The sequence below is a fragment of the Aeromonas sp. ASNIH5 genome, from assembly GCF_002902865.1.
Lineage (GTDB): Bacteria > Pseudomonadota > Gammaproteobacteria > Enterobacterales > Aeromonadaceae > Aeromonas > Aeromonas caviae.
Window position 1 is genome coordinate 934,940 of the sequence record NZ_CP026122.1, and the last position, 19,352, is coordinate 954,291.

Annotated in this window: 15 protein-coding genes; 7 read left to right on the plus strand and 8 right to left on the minus strand. The window is 63.7% G+C overall.

Annotated features, from left to right (window positions below; all coding sequences use genetic code 11):
* The first annotated feature begins 75 nt into the window (after positions 1 to 75).
* From sapA to C2U30_RS04170, 5 genes are all read left to right on the plus strand, one after another.
* Positions 76 to 1,671, plus strand: coding sequence for an ABC transporter substrate-binding protein SapA (sapA, locus tag C2U30_RS04150; protein ID WP_010674532.1), 1,596 nt, complete (start codon positions 76 to 78; stop codon positions 1,669 to 1,671).
* A 61-nt stretch (positions 1,672 to 1,732) separates the two neighbouring features.
* On the plus strand, positions 1,733 to 2,692 hold the full coding sequence (locus C2U30_RS04155; RefSeq protein ID WP_010674531.1) for an ABC transporter permease: 960 nt from the start codon (positions 1,733 to 1,735) through the stop codon (positions 2,690 to 2,692).
* 89 nt (positions 2,693 to 2,781) lie between these two features.
* Positions 2,782 to 3,675, plus strand: a complete 894-nt coding sequence (locus tag C2U30_RS04160) for an ABC transporter permease subunit (RefSeq protein ID WP_010674530.1) — start codon at positions 2,782 to 2,784, stop codon at positions 3,673 to 3,675.
* Positions 3,676 to 3,754: 79 nt separating this feature from the next.
* On the plus strand, positions 3,755 to 4,753 hold the full coding sequence (locus C2U30_RS04165) for a peptide ABC transporter ATP-binding protein (RefSeq protein ID WP_010674529.1): 999 nt from the start codon (positions 3,755 to 3,757) through the stop codon (positions 4,751 to 4,753).
* Between the two features lie 82 nt (positions 4,754 to 4,835).
* A complete protein-coding gene (locus C2U30_RS04170) occupies positions 4,836 to 5,621 on the plus strand; it encodes a peptide ABC transporter ATP-binding protein (protein ID WP_039039015.1) in 786 nt (261 codons plus the stop codon).
* Positions 5,622 to 5,759: 138 nt separating this feature from the next.
* Here C2U30_RS04170 and miaE read toward each other — a convergent pair whose 3' ends face one another.
* Entirely contained in the window at positions 5,760 to 6,518 is a 759-nt protein-coding gene (gene miaE, locus C2U30_RS04175) for a tRNA isopentenyl-2-thiomethyl-A-37 hydroxylase MiaE (protein WP_042016277.1), read from the minus strand.
* Between the two features lie 93 nt (positions 6,519 to 6,611).
* The gene (locus C2U30_RS04180) at positions 6,612 to 7,622 is read right to left on the minus strand and encodes a LacI family DNA-binding transcriptional regulator (protein ID WP_103243232.1); all 1,011 of its coding nucleotides are present in this window, start codon (positions 7,620 to 7,622) and stop codon (positions 6,612 to 6,614) included.
* A gap of 253 nt (positions 7,623 to 7,875) precedes the next feature.
* Here C2U30_RS04180 and ascF point away from each other — a divergent pair, with 253 nt between their 5' ends.
* Positions 7,876 to 9,330: a PTS cellobiose/arbutin/salicin transporter subunit IIBC gene (gene ascF / locus C2U30_RS04185; RefSeq protein WP_103243233.1), complete on the plus strand. Its 1,455-nt coding sequence runs from the start codon at positions 7,876 to 7,878 to the stop codon at positions 9,328 to 9,330.
* 31 nt (positions 9,331 to 9,361) lie between these two features.
* The gene (locus tag C2U30_RS04190; protein ID WP_103243234.1) at positions 9,362 to 10,792 is read left to right on the plus strand and encodes a 6-phospho-beta-glucosidase; all 1,431 of its coding nucleotides are present in this window, start codon (positions 9,362 to 9,364) and stop codon (positions 10,790 to 10,792) included.
* Between the two features lie 90 nt (positions 10,793 to 10,882).
* Here C2U30_RS04190 and purF read toward each other — a convergent pair whose 3' ends face one another.
* The 6 genes from purF to C2U30_RS04220 all read right to left on the minus strand — a co-directional run bounded on the left by purF (position 10,883) and on the right by C2U30_RS04220 (position 19,261).
* Positions 10,883 to 12,403, minus strand: a complete 1,521-nt coding sequence (gene purF, locus C2U30_RS04195) for an amidophosphoribosyltransferase (RefSeq protein ID WP_041215287.1) — start codon at positions 12,401 to 12,403, stop codon at positions 10,883 to 10,885.
* Positions 12,404 to 12,421: 18 nt separating this feature from the next.
* Complete coding sequence (locus C2U30_RS04200) at positions 12,422 to 12,913, minus strand: CvpA family protein (protein WP_010674522.1); 492 nt, start codon at positions 12,911 to 12,913, stop codon at positions 12,422 to 12,424.
* Between the two features lie 175 nt (positions 12,914 to 13,088).
* The gene (gene serS / locus C2U30_RS04205; protein ID WP_039039009.1) at positions 13,089 to 14,384 is read right to left on the minus strand and encodes a serine--tRNA ligase; all 1,296 of its coding nucleotides are present in this window, start codon (positions 14,382 to 14,384) and stop codon (positions 13,089 to 13,091) included.
* 281 nt (positions 14,385 to 14,665) lie between these two features.
* The gene (locus tag C2U30_RS04210; protein WP_041211365.1) at positions 14,666 to 16,003 is read right to left on the minus strand and encodes a replication-associated recombination protein A; all 1,338 of its coding nucleotides are present in this window, start codon (positions 16,001 to 16,003) and stop codon (positions 14,666 to 14,668) included.
* Positions 16,004 to 16,070: 67 nt separating this feature from the next.
* Positions 16,071 to 16,679, minus strand: coding sequence for an outer membrane lipoprotein chaperone LolA (gene lolA / locus C2U30_RS04215; protein ID WP_039039163.1), 609 nt, complete (start codon positions 16,677 to 16,679; stop codon positions 16,071 to 16,073).
* A 77-nt stretch (positions 16,680 to 16,756) separates the two neighbouring features.
* On the minus strand, positions 16,757 to 19,261 hold the full coding sequence (locus C2U30_RS04220) for a DNA translocase FtsK (protein WP_041211364.1): 2,505 nt from the start codon (positions 19,259 to 19,261) through the stop codon (positions 16,757 to 16,759).
* Positions 19,262 to 19,352 lie beyond the last annotated feature (91 nt).

Genomic DNA, 19,352 nt, shown 5'->3' on the forward strand with positions numbered 1-19,352 from the left:
CTGCCCGGCCGCCCCCCGCAACGCGCCCGCCCCCTGGCGGGCAACTTTGTCTGAAAACATGGTTCCAACATGAGAATGCTCACCCCCCTGCTGCTTGGTCTCCTGGTCCTGGTCAGCGGCTGTCAGAAACGCGATGAAGCCTCCAAAACCGGGCTCATCTATTGTGCCGAAGGGGCACCCCGAACCTTCAACCCGCAGCTTGCCAATTCGGATGCGACCCTGGATGCCAGTGCCCGCCCCATCTACGATCGCCTGCTCGAGGTCAATGCCAACACCCTCGGCATCGAAGGGGGGCTCGCCACCCGCTGGCAAAGCAGCGAGGACGGCCTCTCCTATACCCTGACCCTGCGCAAGGGAGTGACCTTCCACCGTACCCCCTGGTTCAGCCCGACCCGTCACTTCAATGCCGACGACGTCCTGTTCACCTGGCAGCGCCTGCTGGACGAACACCACCCCTTCCACGCCGTCTCCGGCGGCGAGTACCCCTATTTTTACAGCCTGGGGCTCGGCAACCTCATCAAGCGGGTCTACAAGAAGGGGCCCTATGAGGTGGTGTTCGAGCTGAACCGCCCCGATGCCTCCTTCCTCGCCACCCTGGCCAGCGACTACGCCATCGTGCTCTCCGCCGAGTACGGGGAGCAGATGCTAAAGGCCGGCACCCCGGCGCTGCTGGACAGCCGCCCCATCGGCACCGGCCCCTTCAGCTTCAAGGAGTATCGCCACAACGAGTTCGTGCGCTACCTGCGCCACCCCGGCTACTGGGGCGGCGAGGCCAGAATGGAGCAGCTCATCTACGACATCACCCCCAAGTCCTCCAAGCGCCTGGCCAAGCTGCTGACCGGCGAGTGCGACGTGATGAGCACCCCCTCTGCCAGCCAGCTGTCGGTGATCGACAAGGACTCCCACCTGGATCTGTCGGTGCAGTCGGGGATGAACGTCGCCTTCCTCGCCCTCAATACCCGCAAGGCCCCGTTCAACAAGGTGCAGGTGCGCCAGGCCCTCGCCAGCGCCATCAATGTGCAGAATCTGCTGCAGGCGGTCTATTTCGAGACCGGCCAGAGCGCTGCCAGCCTGCTGCCGCCCCTCTCCTGGGGCTACAATCCCTCCCTGCCCCAGCGCAAGCCGGATCTCAAGCTCGCTCGCCAGTTGCTCAAGGACGCGGGCTACCCCAACGGCTTCGAGATGCAGGTGCTGGTGCAACCCGGCGCCCGTCCCTACAACCCGGACGGCCTCAAGACGGCGCAACTGATGCGCAGCGATTTCGCCAAGATTGGGGTGAGCCTCAAGATAGTGCAGCAGGCCTGGCCGGTCATCGAGACCCGGCTCGCCCATGGACAATATGACAGCCTGCTCTCGGGCTGGATCGCCGACAACGCGGATCCGGACAACTTCTTCCGCCAGTTGCTGAGCTGCGCCGCCGTCGAGCGGGGCAACAACTACAGCCGCTGGTGCAGCCCCGCCTTCGATCAGCTGCTGGACGATGCGGTGACCACCCCGCAGCTCGCCTTCCGCCTGCGCAACTATTACTATGCCCAGTCCCTGCTCAACGAGCAGTTGCCGCTCATTCCCCTGGCCCATGCCCTGAGAACCCAGGTGAGTCGCAGCGACATTCAGGGGCTGACCCTGATGCCCTTTGGCGGCACCACCTTCAACCAGGCCCATCGGGAGTGACCATGACAGATAACCACTCCATCGTCGGGCCATCGGCGCACCGCCCCCAGGAGGCATAAGCATGTTTTTCTATATCCTGCGCCGCATCACCCTGCTGGTGATCACCCTCCTGGTGCTGACTCTGGGGGCCTACCTCCTGGAGTTTCGCCTCATCACCCAGGTGCTGGATTTCTGGCACGGCTATCCTGACTTCCTCCAGCGCATCGCCGCCGGGGATTTCGGGCTCTCCAGCGTCTCCGGCCAGCCGGTCCTCGACGAGATCCGTCACTACTTCCCGGCGACCCTGACCCTCTGCCTCGCCGCCTTCGCCATCTCGCTGCTGGTGGGCATCCCCCTGGGCACCCTGGCGGCCCTCTATCAGGGGCGCAGCCCGGACCTCTCCATCATGGCCGCCGGCCTCGTCGGCTATGCCATCCCGGTCTTCTGGCTGGGGCTGCTGATGGTGATGTTCTTCTCCCTGGATCTTGGCTGGCTCCCCTCCTCCGGCCAGATCAGCCTGCTCTACGACGTGCCCTCCATCACCGGGATCGCCATCGTCGATGTGCTGATGAGCCAGGAGCCCTGGCGGGAAGCGGCCCTGCACGACGCCCTGCGCCATCTGGTACTGCCTTCCCTGGTGCTGGCCGTGGTGCCCACCACCGAAGTGATCCGCCACGTGCGCAGCTCCCTCATCGACGTGATGAAACAGAACTACATCAAGGCTGCCGCCAGCCGCGGACTCTCCCGCCGCCAGATCGTCTGGCGTCACGGGCTCAAGAACGCCCTGCCCCCCGTGTTGCCGCTGCTGGGGCTGCAACTTGGCAGTGTGCTCACCTCCGCCATGATCACCGAGGTGGTGTTCGACTGGCCCGGCATCGGCCGCTGGCTGGTGAGCAGCATCGCGCTGCAGGACTACGCCGCCATCCGCGGCGCCTTCCTGGTGGTGGCGAGCTTCGTCATCTTCATCAGCGTCAGCACCGATCTGCTGACCACCATCATGTATCCGGCACGGCGTAAAGAACTCTATGCAAGACAAGATTGATTGCGGTCTGTGGATGAACCACGGCGGCCCATGGGCCACCGGCGCACAGGCGTGCCCATCCCCTTGCGACCAGCACGGGAGCCTGCACCATGCACGATAAATCGAACATCTATCCGGAGCTCAAGATCCTCTCCCCCCTGGAGCAGACCTGGGCCTCCTACCGGCGCAACCCGCTGGCCATGGCGGGGCTCTGGTGCTTCGGGCTGCTGCTGCTGGTGACCCTCATCGGTCCCCTGGTGATCCCCTACGGCATCGACGATCAGCACAGCAACCACCTGCTGCTCGCCCCCTCCTGGGCCAACAGCGGCAACATCGATTACTTCCTGGGGACCGACGATCTGGGGCGCGACATCCTCTCCCGTCTGGTGGCCGGGGCCAGACTCACCTTCGGCAACGCCCTGCTGGTGGTGCTCATCGCGCTGGTCATCGGCTCGGCCATCGGCATCCTCGGTGGCATGAGCAAGGGGGTGAAGTCGAGCGTGCTCCATCACCTGCTCGATACCCTGCTCTCCATCCCGTCCCTGCTGCTGGCCATCATCGTCGTGGCCATCCTGGGGCCGGGTCTGTTCAACACCCTGATCGCCATCACGCTCGCGTTGATACCGCCCTTCATCCGGGCGACCTACAACGCGGTTCACGCCGAGATGCAGAAGGAGTACATCATCGCCAGCCGCCTCGACGGCTCTCCGCCCCAGCGGATCATGCGCCTGGCCATCTTGCCGAACATCGTCGAGACCCTGGTGACCCAGACCACCCGCACCCTCTCCGCCGCCATCCTGGACATCTCGGCGGTGGGCTTCCTCGGTCTCGGGGCCCAGTCTCCCCAGCCGGAGTGGGGTGCCATGCTGGCCGATTCGAGCGATCTTATCTATCTGGCCCCCTGGACGGTGACCCTGCCCGGGATGGCCATCCTGTTCAGCGTGCTGGTGACCAACCTGGTGGGCGAAGGCATTCGCGAAGCACTCAAAGAGGGGAACGACTGATGTTGCCAGCCTTGTTATCTATCCCCGCCCCCGGACGCCCTGAGCGACCCGGCTGCGCCCTGAACGGGAGACATTGCTGATGCCTCTGCTCGACATACGCAACCTCACCATCGAAATCGACACCCCCCAGGGCAAGGTCAAGGCGGTGGACAGAGTCAGCCTGACCCTGAACGAGGGGGAGATCCGCGGGCTGGTGGGGGAATCCGGCTCGGGCAAGAGCCTGGTGGCCAAGGTGATCGTCGGCATCCAGAAGGACAACTGGACGGTGCGCGCCGACCGGATGCGCTTCAACGACATGGACCTGCTGACCATGGCGCCCAAGGAGCGGCGCCGCATCATGGGGCGGGAGATAGCGATGATCTTCCAGGACCCTATCAGCTGCCTCGACCCCTCCGAGGAGATAGGCACCCAGCTCGAAGAGGCCATCCCCACCAGCGCCTTCACCGGCAAGTTCTGGCAGCGCTTCCAGTGGCGCAAGAAGCGGGCCATCGCCCTGCTGCACCGGGTCGGGGTCAAGGATCACCGCAAGGTCATGCGGGCCTATCCCCACGAGCTGTCAGACGGCATGTGCCAGAAGGTGATGATCGCCATGGCCATCGCCAACCAGCCGCGCCTGCTGGTGGCGGACGAACCCACCAGCGCCATGGAGTCCACCACCCACTCCCAGATCCTGCGGTTGCTGGACAAGATGAACAAGCTGGGCAATACCACCATCCTCATCATCAGCAACGACATCGCCGCCATCGCGAACCTGACCGACACCCTCAACATCATGTATTGCGGCCAGATGGTGGAAGTGGGGACCCGGGACCAGATCCTGGAATCCCCTCACCACCCCTATACGGATGCCCTGCTCAAGTCCATCCCGGACTTTGACAAGCTGGTGCGCCACAAGTCCCGGCTCGAGACCCTGCCTGGGGTGATACCGCCGCTGCAGCATCTGCCCATCGGCTGCCGCCTCGGCCCACGCTGCCCCTACGCCCAGAAGCAGTGCGTGCAGACACCGCTGATGAGCAAGGTCAAGGGGCATCAGTTCAGTTGCCACTTCCCGCTCAACATGGAAGAACCGAAGAAATGAACCGGCACCAGACCCTGATCCGGGGCACCTGCCCGCCCCGTCAGCCCCTCTATCCGGCGAGCGCACCCAAGGAGACCACGTCGTGACCGAACCTTCCCTGTTGCAGGTCAGGGGCCTGTGCAAGACCTACCAGAACCGCACCGGCCTGTTCAGGCGCCGCGCGGTGGAGGCGATAAAGCCTCTCTCGTTCGATCTCGAGGTGGGCCAGACCCTGGCCATCGTCGGGGAGGCGGGCTCGGGCAAGAGCACCCTGGCCCGCATTCTGGCGGGCATGATTGAACCGAGTGGCGGGGAGATCGCCATCGAGGGGCAACCCATGGTCCACGGCGATTACCAGACCCGCTGCAAGCTGCTGCGGATGATCTTCCAGGACCCCAACACCTCCCTTAACCGGAAAATCCGGGTCGGCCAGATCCTGGAGACCCCCCTTCGCCTCAACACGGCCCTGAGCGAGGAGGAGCGCCGGGAGAAGGTGATCCAGACCCTGCGCATGGTGGGCATGCTGCCCGACCACGCCCTCTTCTATCCCCAGATGCTCTCCGCCGGCCAGCAGCAGCGGGTGGGGCTGGCACGGGCGCTCATCCTCAATCCCAAGATAGTGGTGGCGGACGAGGCGCTCTCGACCCTGGATATTTCGGTACGCTCCCAGATCATCAACCTGCTGCTGGAGATGCAGGAGACCATGGGGCTGAGCTATGTGCTGGTGGCCAACGATCTGGGGATCGTGAGCCACATCAGCGACGAGGTGCTGGTGATGCACGAAGGCCGTGTGGTGGAGCGCGGCAAGACCTTGCGGGTCTTCGCCGATCCCCAGCACGACGTCACCCGCCGCCTCATTCAGAACTACAACAACGAATACCGCCGCTGATCCCGCGGCGCGTTTCCCCTTGCGCCAGACATAAAAAAACCCGGCCTGATGTCTCATCAGTCGCCGGGGGATTGCGCTCAAAAAGTGATTGCGTCGCTCGTAGTAGGAACAGGGGAATGGTAGGCAGCCCCCGTCACCTCAACAACTGTCAGATCTGACAGGCAGTCCGCTATGGAACCGGAATTGCGGATCCGGCGAACAGATGAGCTCGGCCTCCAGGCGACCGAAGAAGGCCACCCGCTCGCTGATGTCTTCGTCTGCGAACGTCTGTGCCAGGGCCAGGTAGTCCTGATAGTGACGCGCCTCCGAGCGCAGCAGGGAGACATAGAAGCGGCCAAGCTCCTCGTCCAGATGAGGGGCCAGCCTGGCAAAACGCTCGCAGGATCGCGCTTCGATATAGGCACCGATGATCATCTTGTCCACCACGGCCGCCGGCTCGTAGGTGCGCACATGGGTCAGCAGGCTGCGGGCATAGCGGGAGGCGGTGACGGGACCATAGGGGATGCCCCGTGCGGCCATGATCTCCAGCACCTGCTCGAAGTGATGCAGCTCCTCCTGGATGAGGCGCACCATGGGGAACAGCAGGGGATTGCGCTCCAGCTCGGCAAACACGCTCCTGTCTGATTCGCCCATGGTGCGCTTGCCGAGGATCTCCGCCTTCTCCGGCAAGGCATCGAGCTCCCGGTAGAAGGTCAGCTTGGGCAGCAGGTGACGCTTCTCCTTGGGCAGGCAGTAGCGGCGCACCAGGCTGTGGGCGGTGAGTGCCGCCTTGTTCTCGCAGTTGGCGTGATCGATAAGCAGGGTCGGCAACTGGGCGGGATCCCGCGCCATTTCCACCCACTCATCCGGGGTCTCGCAATGCAGGAACTGGCGAACGGGGGCTAACAGGTCATCCATCTGAACTCTCATCTGTTGATACGACACGCGGCGCCTGGCGCCGGGGGGCCTATGCTAACGGATCCCGCCCGGCCTGCCCACCGCCATCATGGCTCAGCCCGTCAGACGCCTGAGGGAGTCGCGGCGGATCAGGGTGCCGCTGAAGGCGGGCAGTGCATCCCGGCTCCCCTCCTCCACCATGGTGATCAGGCGGTTGATGGTCTCCTGGATCATCCCGTTCACCGGCATCTTGACGCTCGACAGCGCGGGAATGACGTAAGGGGCCAGGGGGATGTCGTCAAACCCCACCACCGAGACCTCGTCAGGCACCATCACACCGGCTTCGTGCAGCCGTTTGATGGCCCCGATCGCCATGTCATCGTTGCTGGCCACCAGGGCGCTGAAGCGAGCGCCTCGCGCCAGCAAGGCCGAGACGGCGGCCGCGCCACAGGCGGGGGTCCATTTGCCGGGGGCGATCAAGGTCTCCTGCACCGGGATGCCGTGCCGGATCAGCGCCTGCCGGTAACCGGCCAGGCGCTCGGCGCCGGTGGGGGAATCCGCAGAGCCTGCGATGAAGGCGATCTCCCTGTGCCCCATGGCCACCAGCTTGTCCACCACCGCCTCCGCCGCCGCCTGCTGATCCGCATAGACGCAGTGGGCCGGATGGCGGCTCAGACGCCGGTTGAGCACCATGATGGGCTGCTCATGCTGCTCGATGATCTCGTCCATCTCCTCCACCCCAAGAAAGCGCGGATAGATGATGACGCCATCGCAACGGGAATCGAGCAGATACTGGATGGCCTGGCGCTCCTCGTCGGCGCTGTGCTTGCCGTCCGCCAGTATGAGCTGGCGCCCGCGATCCTCGGTCATCCGCGCCACCTGGGAGAGCAGCTCGCCGAAGTAGACGCCGTGGTAGAGGGTGTTGGTGACCACCAGTCCCAGGGTCCGGGTATGCCTGGTCGCCAGCTGCCTCGCCACCAGGTTGGGGCGATAGCCGCACTCCTCGATGGCCTGCTGCACCCGGTCCCGGGTCTCCTGGCTGGTGTAACCATTGCCCGACAACACCCGGGAGACCGTCGCCTTCGACACCCCTGCCCGCCTTGCCACCTCCAGCATCGTCGTCATTGTGTTCTCCCTTGCTCGTAACGGGGCGCAGTGTACTGCACCGCCCCCGGCTTGTCGTCGCACGAATGGTGTGCTGGCCCGGGTTCAGTGATCCCATTCACGGATCCGGACGCTCGCTGCACAAGGTGCTTGTCTCCCGCGCTCAGGCCGCGCACTCTATGTGGAACCGGTTCCATATTCAGTTTCATGCGCGTTCCCGCCCTTCGCGGCGGCGGGGGCGAGCAGGCCCACTTGGTGAAAAGGATCTACCTCGATGTCAAAAAACTATGCGGCTCTGGCCGGTACCGTCATCACCGCACTCGGCGGCGCCGACAACGTCGTCGCCGTGACCCACTGCATGACGCGGCTGCGCTTTGTGCTGGGCGATCCCGCCCGGGTCAATGGCCCTGCCCTCAAGGCGATCACGGGCGTGCTCGGGGTGGTGCAGGCGGATAACCAGTGTCAGGTGATCATCGGCAACACCGTCTCCCACGCCTATCGCGAAGTGCTGGCCCTGCTGCCCCAGGGCGGCGGACAGACCCCGCTTCCGGAGGCTTCCGCTGGCTGGAGCCTGCGCCGCATGGGCGCCGCCATCCTCGACGCCCTGATCGGCACCATGTCCCCCCTCATCCCGGCCATCATCGGCGGCTCCATGCTCAAGCTGCTGGCCATGGTGCTGGAGATGACCGGCGTGCTGGAGAAAGGCTCCTCGACCCTCACCATCCTCACGGTGGCCGGGGATGGGGCCTTCTTCTTCCTGCCCCTGATGGTGGCCGCCTCCGCCGCCGTCAAGTTCAAGACCAACATGTCCCTGGCCATCGCCATCGCAGGCGTGCTGGTGCACCCCAGCTTCATCGAGCTGATGGCCAGAGCCGCCGAAGGGGAGCAGGTGACCTTCGCCCTGGTCCCGGTGACCGCGGTCAAATACACCTACACCGTCATTCCGGCCCTGGTGATGACCTGGTGCCTCTCCTACATCGAAGGCTGGGTCGACCGCATCACCCCGGCGGTCACCAAGAACTTCCTCAAACCCATGCTGATCGTGCTGATCGCGGCGCCGCTGGCCATCCTCTTCATCGGCCCCGTCGGCATCTGGATTGGCACCGCCATCTCCGGCCTGGTCTACACGGTCCACGACTACCTGGGCTGGCTGTCGGTGGCCATCATGGGGGCGCTCTGGCCCCTGCTGGTGATGACCGGCATGCACCGCGTCTTCACCCCGACCATCATCCAGACCATCGCCGAGACCGGCAAGGAAGGCATGGTGATGCCCTCCGAAATCGGCGCCAATCTCTCTCTTGGCGGCTCGTCCCTGGCGGTTGCCTGGCGCACCCGAAACCCGGAACTGCGCCAGACGGCGCTCGCGGCGGCCGCCTCCGCCATCATGGCGGGGATCTCCGAACCCGCGCTCTACGGTGTGGCCCTGCGCCTCAAGCGTCCGCTCATCGCGAGCCTCATCAGCGGCTTTGTCTGCGGCGCCGTCGCCGGCATGGCGGGGCTCGCCAGCCACTCCATGGCCGCCCCCGGGCTCTTTACCAGCGTGCAGTTCTTCGATCCGGCCAACCCCATGACCATCGCCTGGGTGTTCGGCGTGATGGCCCTCTCGGTGGTGCTCTCCTTCGTGCTGACCCTGGTGATGGGGTTCGAGGACATCCCGGTCGAGAGCCCGGCCCCCCGCGCCGAGCCCGTGCAACCCGTCGCCACCAGCAAGGCGCAGGCCGGGCTGTGACACCCCATTCAGACATGACAAGAGGTAACAGATGTCGTTAACAAGATTTCCCGAGGGCTTTCTCTGGGGCGGTGCCCTGGCCGCCAATCAGGCGGAGGGCGGCTATCTCGAGGGGGGCAAGGGGCTGACCACGGTAGACATGATCCCCCATGGCCCGCGCCGCATGGCGGTCAAACTCGGCCAGGAGAAGCGCATCACCCTGCAAGATGACGAGTTCTACCCAAGCCACGGGGCTATCGATTTCTATCACCGCTATCGGGAGGACATCGCCCTGATGGCCGAGATGGGCTTCACCGTGTTTCGCACCTCCATCGCCTGGGCCCGTCTCTACCCCAGGGGGGACGAGCGCGAGCCCAGTGCCGAGGGCATCGCCTTCTACCGGGCAGTGTTCGAGGAGTGCAGAAAGTACAACATCGAGCCCCTGGTGACCCTGTGCCACTTCGATGTGCCCATGCACCTGGTGACCGAGTACGGCTCCTGGCGCAACCGCCAGATGGTGGAGTTTTTCACCCGCTACGCCCGCACCTGCTTCGAGCAGTTCGACGGCCTGGTGAAGTACTGGCTCACCTTCAACGAGATCAACATCCTGCTGCACAGCCCCTTCTCCGGGGCGGGGCTGGTGTTCGAGGAAGGGGAGCACCAGGATCAGGTGAAGTATCAGGCCGCCCACCACGAGCTGGTGGCCAGCGCCCTGGCGACCCGGATCGCCCACGAGGTGAACCCGGCCAACCAGGTGGGCTGCATGCTGGCGGGGGGCAACTTCTACCCCTACTCCTGCAAGCCCGCCGACGTCTGGACCGCCCTCCAGAAAGATCGGGAGAACCTCCTCTTCATCGACGTGCAAGCCAGGGGCGCCTATCCGGCCTATGCGCAGAGGGTGTTTAGTGACAAGGGGATCACCCTGGTGAAGGGGCCGGAAGATGACGAGATCCTCAGGCACACCGTGGATTTCGTCTCCTTCAGCTACTACGCCTCCCGCTGCGCCGCCGCCGACATGAATGCGGGCAACACCAGCGAGGCCAACGTGGTCAAGTCCCTGCGCAATCCCCACATCGAGGTGAGCGAGTGGGGCTGGGGCATAGATCCCCTGGGCCTTCGCATCACCCTCAACACCTTGCACGATCGCTACCAGAAGCCCCTCTTCCTGGTGGAAAACGGCCTGGGGGCGGTGGACGAAGTGAACGAGCAAGGGGAGATAGAGGACGACTACCGCATCGACTACCTGCGCGCCCACATCGAGGCCATGGGGGATGCCATCGAGGACGGCGTGCCCCTGATGGGGTACACCAGCTGGGGCTGCATCGATCTCGTCTCCGCCTCCACCGGCGAGATGAGCAAGCGCTACGGCTTCGTCCATGTGGACAGGGACGACGCCGGCCATGGCACCCTGGCCCGCCGGCGCAAGAAGTCGTTCTGGTGGTACAAGAAGGTGATCGCGAGCAACGGGGAGGATCTGGCCTGAGGCCCCCCTCAGTTTCGCCGCAAGGCGCATCCATGCAACAGGGGGGCCGAGGCCCCCCTGTTGTTCATCACGCTGGCAATCTGAAAACGTTTAACTGCCTTCGTTGAAGATCTCGAGGTTGCTGGTCCCTTCCTGCCACTCGCGCACGGCCTTGTTGTCGTCGCTGCGCAGGGCATTGAGGTGGTCCAGATAACCCTGATCCACGTCGGAGGTGACGTAGTGGCCGTTGAAGACCGAGGTCTCGAAGTGGCGCAGCTCGGGGTTGATCTCCCGCACCGCCTCTTCCAGATCTTCCAGATCCTGGAAGATGAGGCCGTCGGCACCGATAAGCTTGCACACCTCTTCCACTTCACGGCCATGGGCAATGAGCTCGTTGGCGGTGGGCATGTCGATGCCGTAGACGTTGGGGAAGCGAATTTCCGGTGCGGCCGAGGCGAAGTAGACCTTGGCGGCCCCCGCTTCACGGGCCATCTGGATGATTTGCTCGGAGGTGGTGCCCCGCACGATGGAGTCGTCCACCAGCAACACCTTCTTGCCCTTGAATTCGGAGCTGATGGCGTTGAGCTTGCGGCGCACCGACTTCTTGCGCTGGGTCTGGCCCGGCATGATGAAGGTACGGCCGATGTAGCGGTTCTTCACGAAGCCCTGACGGTACGGCAGGCCCAGGGTGTGGGCGATTTCCAGCGCCACGTCGCAGGAAGTCTCGGGGATGGGGATGACCACGTCCACGTCGAGATCGTCCCACTCCCGTGCGATCTTCTGGCCCAGCTTGCGACCCATGTTGAGGCGGGCGGCATAGACGGAGACCTTGTCGATGAAGGAGTCGGGACGGGCGAAGTAGACGTATTCGAAGATGCAGGGGTTCATCTGCGGGCTTTCCGCACACTGCTCGGAGAAGAGCTGGCCCTGCTCGGTGATGTAGATGGCCTCGCCCGGGGCGACGTCACGCACCGTCTCGAAGCCGATGGCGTCGAGGGCCACGCTCTCGGAGGCGAGCATGTACTCCACCTGCCCCTGCTCGTCGACCCGGCGACCCAGGATCAGCGGGCGAATACCGTTGGGGTCGCGAAAGCCGATGAGGCCGTGGCCGATCACCAGAGAGACCACGGCATAGGCGCCGCGGATCTGCTGGTGCACCTTGCGCACCGCCGAGAAGATATCTTCCGGGCGCAGCGCCATCTTGTCGCACAAGTCCAGCTCGTGGGCCAGCACGTTCAACAGCACTTCGGAGTCCGAGGTGGTATTGATGTGGCGGCGGGCCACCTTGAACTGCTGCTCCTTGAGCTCCTTGGCGTTGGTGAGGTTGCCGTTGTGGGCCAGCACCATGCCGTAGGGGGAGTTCACGTAAAACGGCTGCGCCTCTGCCGCACTGGAGCTGCCTGCGGTGGGATAACGGACGTGTCCGATGCCGATATTCCCTTTCAGGCGCTGCATGTGGCGCACTTCAAACACATCCTTCACCAGACCGTTGGCCTTGCGTTGCCGGAAGTTTCCACTGTCAATGGTCACGATCCCGGCGGCATCCTGTCCCCTGTGCTGCAACACCGTCAAGGCGTCGTAGAGGGCCTGATTGACGGGGGTGGTGCCAACTATACCGACAATACCGCACATGTCTTTGCTACCTCGAAGTCACTGTACCTGTTGAAGAAAACTGGACGAGTTCATCATGAACCCGAAAAACCACTGGATCACCGGCTTGAACTCCGGCACCAGCCTGGACGCCACCCACCAGTCGCTCTGGGAGAGGCTGGTGAAGGTATCCATGAAAAACAGCAGGGCGCTGACGATCAGCACCCCGCGAATGGCGCCAAAACAGACCCCGAGCACCCTGTCGGTGCCGGAAAGCCCGGTCTTTTCCACCAGCAGGCCCACCACGTAGTTCACCACGCTGCCGAGGATCAGGGTCGCCACGAACAGGGCGGCGATGGCCAGACCGTTGCGAACCATGGCGTCGGAGAAAGAGGTGAAATAGACGGCGAGATCGGGATAGAAATGGCTGGCAATAAAAAAGGCGACGAACCAGGTGACCAGAGACATGGCCTCCTTGAGAAAGCCGCGCACCAGGCTGATGAGGGCGGAGAAACCGACGATGCCGATGATGGCGTAATCAATCCAGACCATAGAAAAAGATGTCCTGCGAAATTGCGGCGCAGTCTAACAAAAACGATTGCGCAATGCTTGATAAAATTGTGTTACAGGCCCGAAGGGAGCTATCCCTTCCCCTTGCGGCGGGTTTCCCGGGCCCAGAATGCACAACGCCATGGCATGCCATGGCGTTGTCGTCTGCAACGAGCGCTTACCCGATGTGGGTCAGGCCGCCCATGTAGGATTGCAGCGCAGCCGGGATGGCGATGCGGCCATCTGCCTGCTGGTAGTTCTCGAGCACGGCCACCAGGGTACGACCCACCGCCAGACCGGAACCATTCAGGGTGTGAATGAGCTGCGGCTTGCCGTCGATGCGCACGCGAGCCTGCATGCGGCGCGCCTGGAAGTCGGTGCAGTTGGAGACGGAGGAGATCTCGCGATAGGTGTTCTGGGCCGGCAGCCACACTTCCAGATCGTAGGTCTTGGCGGCGCAGAAGCCCATGTCACCGGTGGAAAGTGCCATCACGCGATACGGCAGCTCCAGCAGTTGCAGCACCTTCTCGGCGTGACCCACCATCTCTTCCAGGGCATCCCAGGATTTTTCCGGGTGCACCAGTTGCACCATCTCGACCTTGTCGAACTGGTGCATGCGGATGAGGCCACGGGTATCACGACCGTAGGAGCCCGCTTCGGAGCGGAAGCAGGGGCTGTGGGCGGTCATCTTGATGGGCAGCTCCTGCTCGTCGAAGATCTCGTCACGGGCCATGTTGGTGAGCGGCACTTCGGAGGTCGGGATGAGGGAGAACTTGCGCACCTTGCCTTCGTCTTCCCCTTCCCCTTCGATGCCGGTATTGAAGAGGTCCTGGGAGAACTTGGGCAGCTGGCCGGTGCCGTACAGGCTGTCCGGGTTGACCAGATAGGGCACGTAGCACTCGGTGTAGCCGTGCTGCAGGGTGTGCAGGTCCAGCATGAACTGGGCCAGGGCGCGGTGCAGACGGGCAATCTGGCCCTTCATCACCACGAAACGGGCACCGGAGAGCTTGACGCCGTTCTTGAAGTCGACCCCCTTGGCCGCCTCACCCAGATCGATGTGATCGCGCACCGGGAAATCGAACTCACGCGGGGTACCCCAGCGGCGGACCTCCACGTTGTCATTCTCGTCACGGCCCACCGGGGTGGTCTCGCTCGGCAGGTTGGGGATGGCGTCGGCGATCCCCTTGAGCTGGGCCAGCAGGGCCTCCAGCTCGACCTTGCTGGTCTCGAGCTCGTCGTTGATCTTGGTCACCTCGGCCTTGAGGGGGGCAACATCTTCACCACGACGGGCAGCCTCACCGATGGACTTGGAGCGGGCGTTGCGCTCGGCCTGCAGCTCCTGGGTGCGGGACTGCAGATCCTTGCGTTTCTCTTCCAGAACATTGACCGCCGCTACGTCCAGAACGTAGCCACGTGTCGCCAGACGAGCGGCAGCTTCGGTGATGTCGCTGCGCAGATATTTGGGATCCAGCATGGTTTACCTACTTTTTTTAATGGGATCTGGGCCCGGGTCATCGTGACCGGGTTGGGAAACAGATCCGGAAGTTAACATCGGTTGGCGCACCCCTTTGCCTTCGGAATCGGGCCTTCGAAATCAAGAAGATGGTGCAAGGCCAAGACAACCGGGGTCAGACGGGCAGTGTAGCAGACCGCCCCCCCGCCCGAACAGGGACTATTGCGCCCGTTTTTGCCGGGAACCCCCTCCCCTGATGCCCTTGTCGTGCGCTTTCCGGGCGAGGGGCTTGAAGGTCTTTCCTATCGCTTGCGCGGGCTCTGCTTGTCCAGCTCGTGCAGATAGTCGAGCTTCTGGGCTATCTGCTTCTCAAGCCCCCGCTCGGTGGGTTGATAGTACTGCTTGCCGGCAAGCTCCGGGGGGAAGTACTGCTCGCCGGCGGCATAGGCCCCCGGCTCGTCGTGGGCGTAGCGATACTCGGCGCCGTAGCCCAGCTCGCTCATGAGCTTGGTCGGTGCATTGCGAAGGTGCGGCGGCACCTCGAAGTCCGGCAGGTTCTTGGCGTCATGAAGCGCCGCCTTCCAGGCGGTGTAGACCGCATTGCTCTTGGGGGCGCAGGCGAGGTAGACGATGGCCTGGGCGATGGCCCGCTCCCCTTCCGCCGGACCGATGCGATGGAAGCAGTCCCAGGCAGAGAGCGCCACCTGCATGGCACGGGGATCGGCGTTGCCCACGTCTTCCGAGGCAATGGCCAGCAAGCGGCGGGCGATGTAGAGGGGATCGCAGCCGGCGCTCACCATGCGGGCATACCAGTAGAGGGCTGCATCCGGTGCCGAGCCGCGAATGGACTTGTGCACCGCCGAGATGAGGTCGTAGAAGTGATCGCCGCCCTTGTCGAAGCGGGCCACGTGCTCCCCCACCACGGCGGCGAGCAGGGTACTGTCGATCACCCGCGCCCCTGAGCTGTCGGCCTCGGCCATGTCGGCCAGGAGCTCCAGATAGTTCAGAGACTTGCGCCCGTCCCCATCCACCGCCTTGGCCAGCGCCTCCTTGGCCCCGGGGGCAAAGCGCAGGCTAGGGTCATTGAGACCGCGCGGGTCCTGCATCGCCTGATCGATCATGGCGAGGATGTCCTGCTCCTCCAGCCTCTTGAGCAGATAGACCCGGGCCCGGGAGAGCAGCGCATTGTTGAGCTCGAACGAGGGGTTCTCGGTGGTGGCGCCGATGAAGGTGATGGTGCCGTCTTCGATGTGGGGCAGGAAGACATCCTGCTGGCTCTTGTTGAAGCGGTGGACTTCATCCACGAACAGGATGGTGCGCACCCCGCGCCAGCCGTTCTCCTTCGCCTTGTCGAGGGCCGCGCGGATCTCCTTGATGCCGGAGGTGACCGCCGAGAGCCGCTCCACCTCCGCCTGGCAGTAGTGGGCAACCAGTTCTGCCAGCGTGGTCTTGCCGGTGCCGGGGGGGCCCCAGAGGATCATGGAGTGGCAGTGCCCCGCCAGGATCGCTTTTCGCAGGGGCTTGTCCGGCCCCAGGATATGCTGCTGGCCGATGTACTGCTCGAGGGTTTGCGGCCGCATCCGGGCCGCAAGCGGACGAAAGTCCGAGGAGAAATCCAGGGATAAATTGCTCATTTGCATTGACCTTGCATCTGACCGGTCATAAACAACGCCCGGTCAGACGATAACGCCGGTAACGGCTGGCTCATCAGCGCTGGTCGTCCAGCTCGACCCCCTTCGGGATCTTGAAGACAAATTCGTTGCCCTTGAGCACCGGCTTGCGGTTGAAGCTGCTCAGGGTGAACTCGCTCCACTGGCCCTGGGCCTCTTTCACATCGAAGCGACTGATGTTGTTCTGACGGTCGAAGGTGATGCGAAAGGAGGCGATCAGCTCGTCCTTGTTGCGGCTGGTGACGGTATAGACATCCCCTTCCTGGGTCACGTCATAGTTCTTCCAGAGGCTGTTGTCGTTGCCCGCGATGAGCACGAAGGGGGTGTTGAGCACCGCATCCTTCATCTTGAGAGCGGTGACCTGCTCGACGAAGGGGTCGTACACCCACACATCCTTGCCATCGGCCACGATCAGACTCTCGTCCGGGGAGGTAGTGTGCCAGTTGAAGCGGTTGGGTCGCTGCACCAGCAGGGAACCGCTCGCCTTTTGCAGCTCCTTGCCCTTGCTGTCATAGACGGTCTGGGCAAACGTCGCGGAGAAGACATTGACGGAGGAGAGCTTCTCCTTGAGATCGCTGGCCGCATCGGCCCACACCTGGCTGCTGGCAACCAGCAGAATGGAACCCATCAACAGTTGTTTTTTCATCAGGCTCTTCATAGGGAGGTTCTCGATAAAAGGCCACGCCCGCAGAGGGCATGGCCAGAATGATACAGGAGTTAGGCTTAGTCACGAACCGGCGGCGGTGCCAGCACGTCGCGCTGGCCGTTGCCGCCCGGGGCGCTGACGATGCCCTGGTTTTCCATCTGCTCGATGAGACGGGCCGCCCGGTTGTAACCGATCTTGAACTTGCGCTGGACGCTGGAGGTGGAGCCACGGCGGGATTCCACCACGAAGGCCACCGCCTCGTCGAACAGGGGATCGAGCTCTTCATCGCCGCCCCCGCCGAAGTCGCCGCCGCCGCCCTCGCCGTCCGACTCGCCGGAGAGGATCTCGTCGATGTAATCCGGCTCGCCACGCAGTTTCCAGTCCGCCACCACCTTGTGTACCTCGTGGTCATCGACGAAGGCACCGTGGACACGGGTGGGGTTGGAGGTGCCGGCAGGCATGTAGAGCATGTCACCCATGCCGAGCAGGGATTCGGCGCCCCCCTGGTCCAGGATGGTGCGCGAATCGATCTTGCTCGACACCTGGAAGGAGATACGGGTCGGGATGTTGGCCTTGATGAGACCGGTAATGACATCCACCGACGGACGCTGGGTCGCGAGGATAAGGTGAATACCGGCCGCCCGCGCCTTCTGGGCGATACGGGCGATAAGCTCCTCCACCTTCTTGCCGACGATCATCATCATGTCGGCGAACTCGTCCACCACCACCACGATGTGGGGCAGTTTTTCCAGCTCCGGCGGCATCTGATCCATGGAGTCGCCCGGACGCCACAGGGGATCGACCAGGGGATCCCCCGCCTCGATGGCGGCCAGCACCTTGTCGTTGTACCCCTTGAGGTTGCGCACCCCGACCGCGGACATCAGCTTGTAACGACGCTCCATCTCGCCTACACACCAGCGCAGGGCGTTGGCGGCATCCTTCATGTCGGTGACCACCTCGGTCAGCAGATGCGGAATGCCTTCATAGACCGAGAGCTCCAGCATCTTGGGGTCGATCATGATGAAACGCAGATCCTCGGGGGAGGATTTGTAGAGCATGGAGATGATCATGGTGTTCACCCCCACCGACTTGCCCGAGCCCGTGGTACCGGCCACCAGCAGGTGGGGCATCTTGGCGAGGTTCACCACCACGGGTTCCCCCGCGATGTCCTGACCCAGCCCCATGGTGAGCGGATTGCGACTGGCCGCGAACGCCTCGCAGTCGAGGGTTTCCCGCAGGTAGACGGTCTGGCGTACCCGGTTGGGCAGCTCGATCCCGACGAACGTCTTGCCCGGGATCACTTCCACCACCCGCACGCTGCTGGCAGAGAGAGAACGGGCGAGATCCCGGGAAAGATTGGTGATCTTGCTCGCCTTCATGCCCGGCGCCAGGTCCAGCTCGAAGCGGGTAATGACGGGACCGGGATAGACGCCCACCACCTTGGCCTGCACGTTGTAATCGGCGAGCTTCGCCTCCACCAGCCGGCCCATGCGCTCCAGCTCGTCCTTGCTCATCATCTGGGTCTTGGCGGGCGGCCTGTCCAGCAGATCGATGCTCGGCAAAGGGGCCAGACCGGGCTGGGGACGTCGCTTGGCTTTCACCGGAGCAGCGGCAACGGGAGCATCGGGTTCGTCATCCCCCTCCGCCCAGGGCAAGTCGAGGTCATCTTCTTCCTGGCGCACGGCGGGACGCGGACGGCCATTGGCCACGCGCTTGCCCTTGGCGGCAGGCGCCGGAGCCTCGTCCTCTTCGTCGTCAAACTGCGGATCGAACTGGAAGGTGTCTTCGTCAAGCTCCGGCAGCCATTCGTCAGCTTTTGTCTTTTGAGCGCGATTCTTCGCCTTGGGGTTGCGTGTCCAGCTGCCGTGGGGGTCTTCGTCATCCTCTTCCTGATCGAAGCTGCCCACGCCCCCTTCCAGCAGGGGATCCGGCCCCTCATAGCGGGGCTGGCGCCAGCCACCGGTGAGCCAGCGGCCCAGGGTGGTGGGGAAATGGTAGATGGCGCTGACTGAGCCGGTGCAGGCGGCACCGATGCGCTCGACGATGGTGAGCCAGGACCAGCCGGTAAAGAGGGTGATGCCGGTCGCCACGAAGCAGAGCAGCATCAGGTTGGCCCCCACGCCGCCAAAGAGCGGCACCACGGCTGAGGCGATCACATCCCCCACCAGGCCGCCGGCGGAAAAGTTCTGCAAGTCGTTGAAGTTCATGCTGGCGATGGCGGACATGCCAAGCACCGTCAGCACGAAGCCGATGATCCGTACCGACAGGGTGAGGTAGTCCACTTCCAGCAGCTTGCTCGGGCGCCAGAACAGGCTCCAGCCAAGCAGCACTACCAGGGGGGGCACCAGATAGGAGAAGGCCCCGAAGGTAAACATGGTGATGTCGGCGAGCCAGGCACCGGCGCTGCCCGCGAGGTTTTTCACCTCCCCTTGCCAGGAGGTTTGCGACCAGCCGGGATCGGCGGGATGGTAGGTCAGCAGGGCAAGCAAAAGATAGGCAGCCATCAGGGTGATGGCGATCAAGACGGCCTCGAAGATCCGTTGTGTACCTGATAAAGGAGTAAACAGCTTTTTATCGGCCAAACTCCGGCTCCTTTGTGAAAACATGAATGCGGGGATAGGGGGCCTAGTATCCCTGAAAAGCCCACCGATTGTCAGCCAGTGCCTGAGGGCG

Excerpts from the sequence above, each read along its gene's own strand:
- sapA (WP_010674532.1), top strand. The coding sequence starts at position 76 with ATGCTCACCCCCCTGCTGCTTGGTCTCCTGGTCCTGGTCAGCGGCTGT.
- C2U30_RS04155 (WP_010674531.1), top strand. The coding sequence starts at position 1,733 with ATGTTTTTCTATATCCTGCGCCGCATCACCCTGCTGGTGATCACCCTC.
- C2U30_RS04160 (WP_010674530.1), top strand. The coding sequence starts at position 2,782 with ATGCACGATAAATCGAACATCTATCCGGAGCTCAAGATCCTCTCCCCC.
- C2U30_RS04165 (WP_010674529.1), top strand. The coding sequence starts at position 3,755 with ATGCCTCTGCTCGACATACGCAACCTCACCATCGAAATCGACACCCCC.
- miaE (WP_042016277.1), bottom strand. The coding sequence starts at position 6,518 with ATGGATGACCTGTTAGCCCCCGTTCGCCAGTTCCTGCATTGCGAGACC.
- C2U30_RS04180 (WP_103243232.1), bottom strand. The coding sequence starts at position 7,622 with ATGACGACGATGCTGGAGGTGGCAAGGCGGGCAGGGGTGTCGAAGGCG.
- ascF (WP_103243233.1), top strand. The coding sequence starts at position 7,876 with ATGTCAAAAAACTATGCGGCTCTGGCCGGTACCGTCATCACCGCACTC.
- C2U30_RS04190 (WP_103243234.1), top strand. The coding sequence starts at position 9,362 with ATGTCGTTAACAAGATTTCCCGAGGGCTTTCTCTGGGGCGGTGCCCTG.
- purF (WP_041215287.1), bottom strand. The coding sequence starts at position 12,403 with ATGTGCGGTATTGTCGGTATAGTTGGCACCACCCCCGTCAATCAGGCC.
- C2U30_RS04200 (WP_010674522.1), bottom strand. The coding sequence starts at position 12,913 with ATGGTCTGGATTGATTACGCCATCATCGGCATCGTCGGTTTCTCCGCC.
- serS (WP_039039009.1), bottom strand. The coding sequence starts at position 14,384 with ATGCTGGATCCCAAATATCTGCGCAGCGACATCACCGAAGCTGCCGCT.
- C2U30_RS04210 (WP_041211365.1), bottom strand. The coding sequence starts at position 16,003 with ATGCAAATGAGCAATTTATCCCTGGATTTCTCCTCGGACTTTCGTCCG.
- lolA (WP_039039163.1), bottom strand. The coding sequence starts at position 16,679 with ATGAAAAAACAACTGTTGATGGGTTCCATTCTGCTGGTTGCCAGCAGC.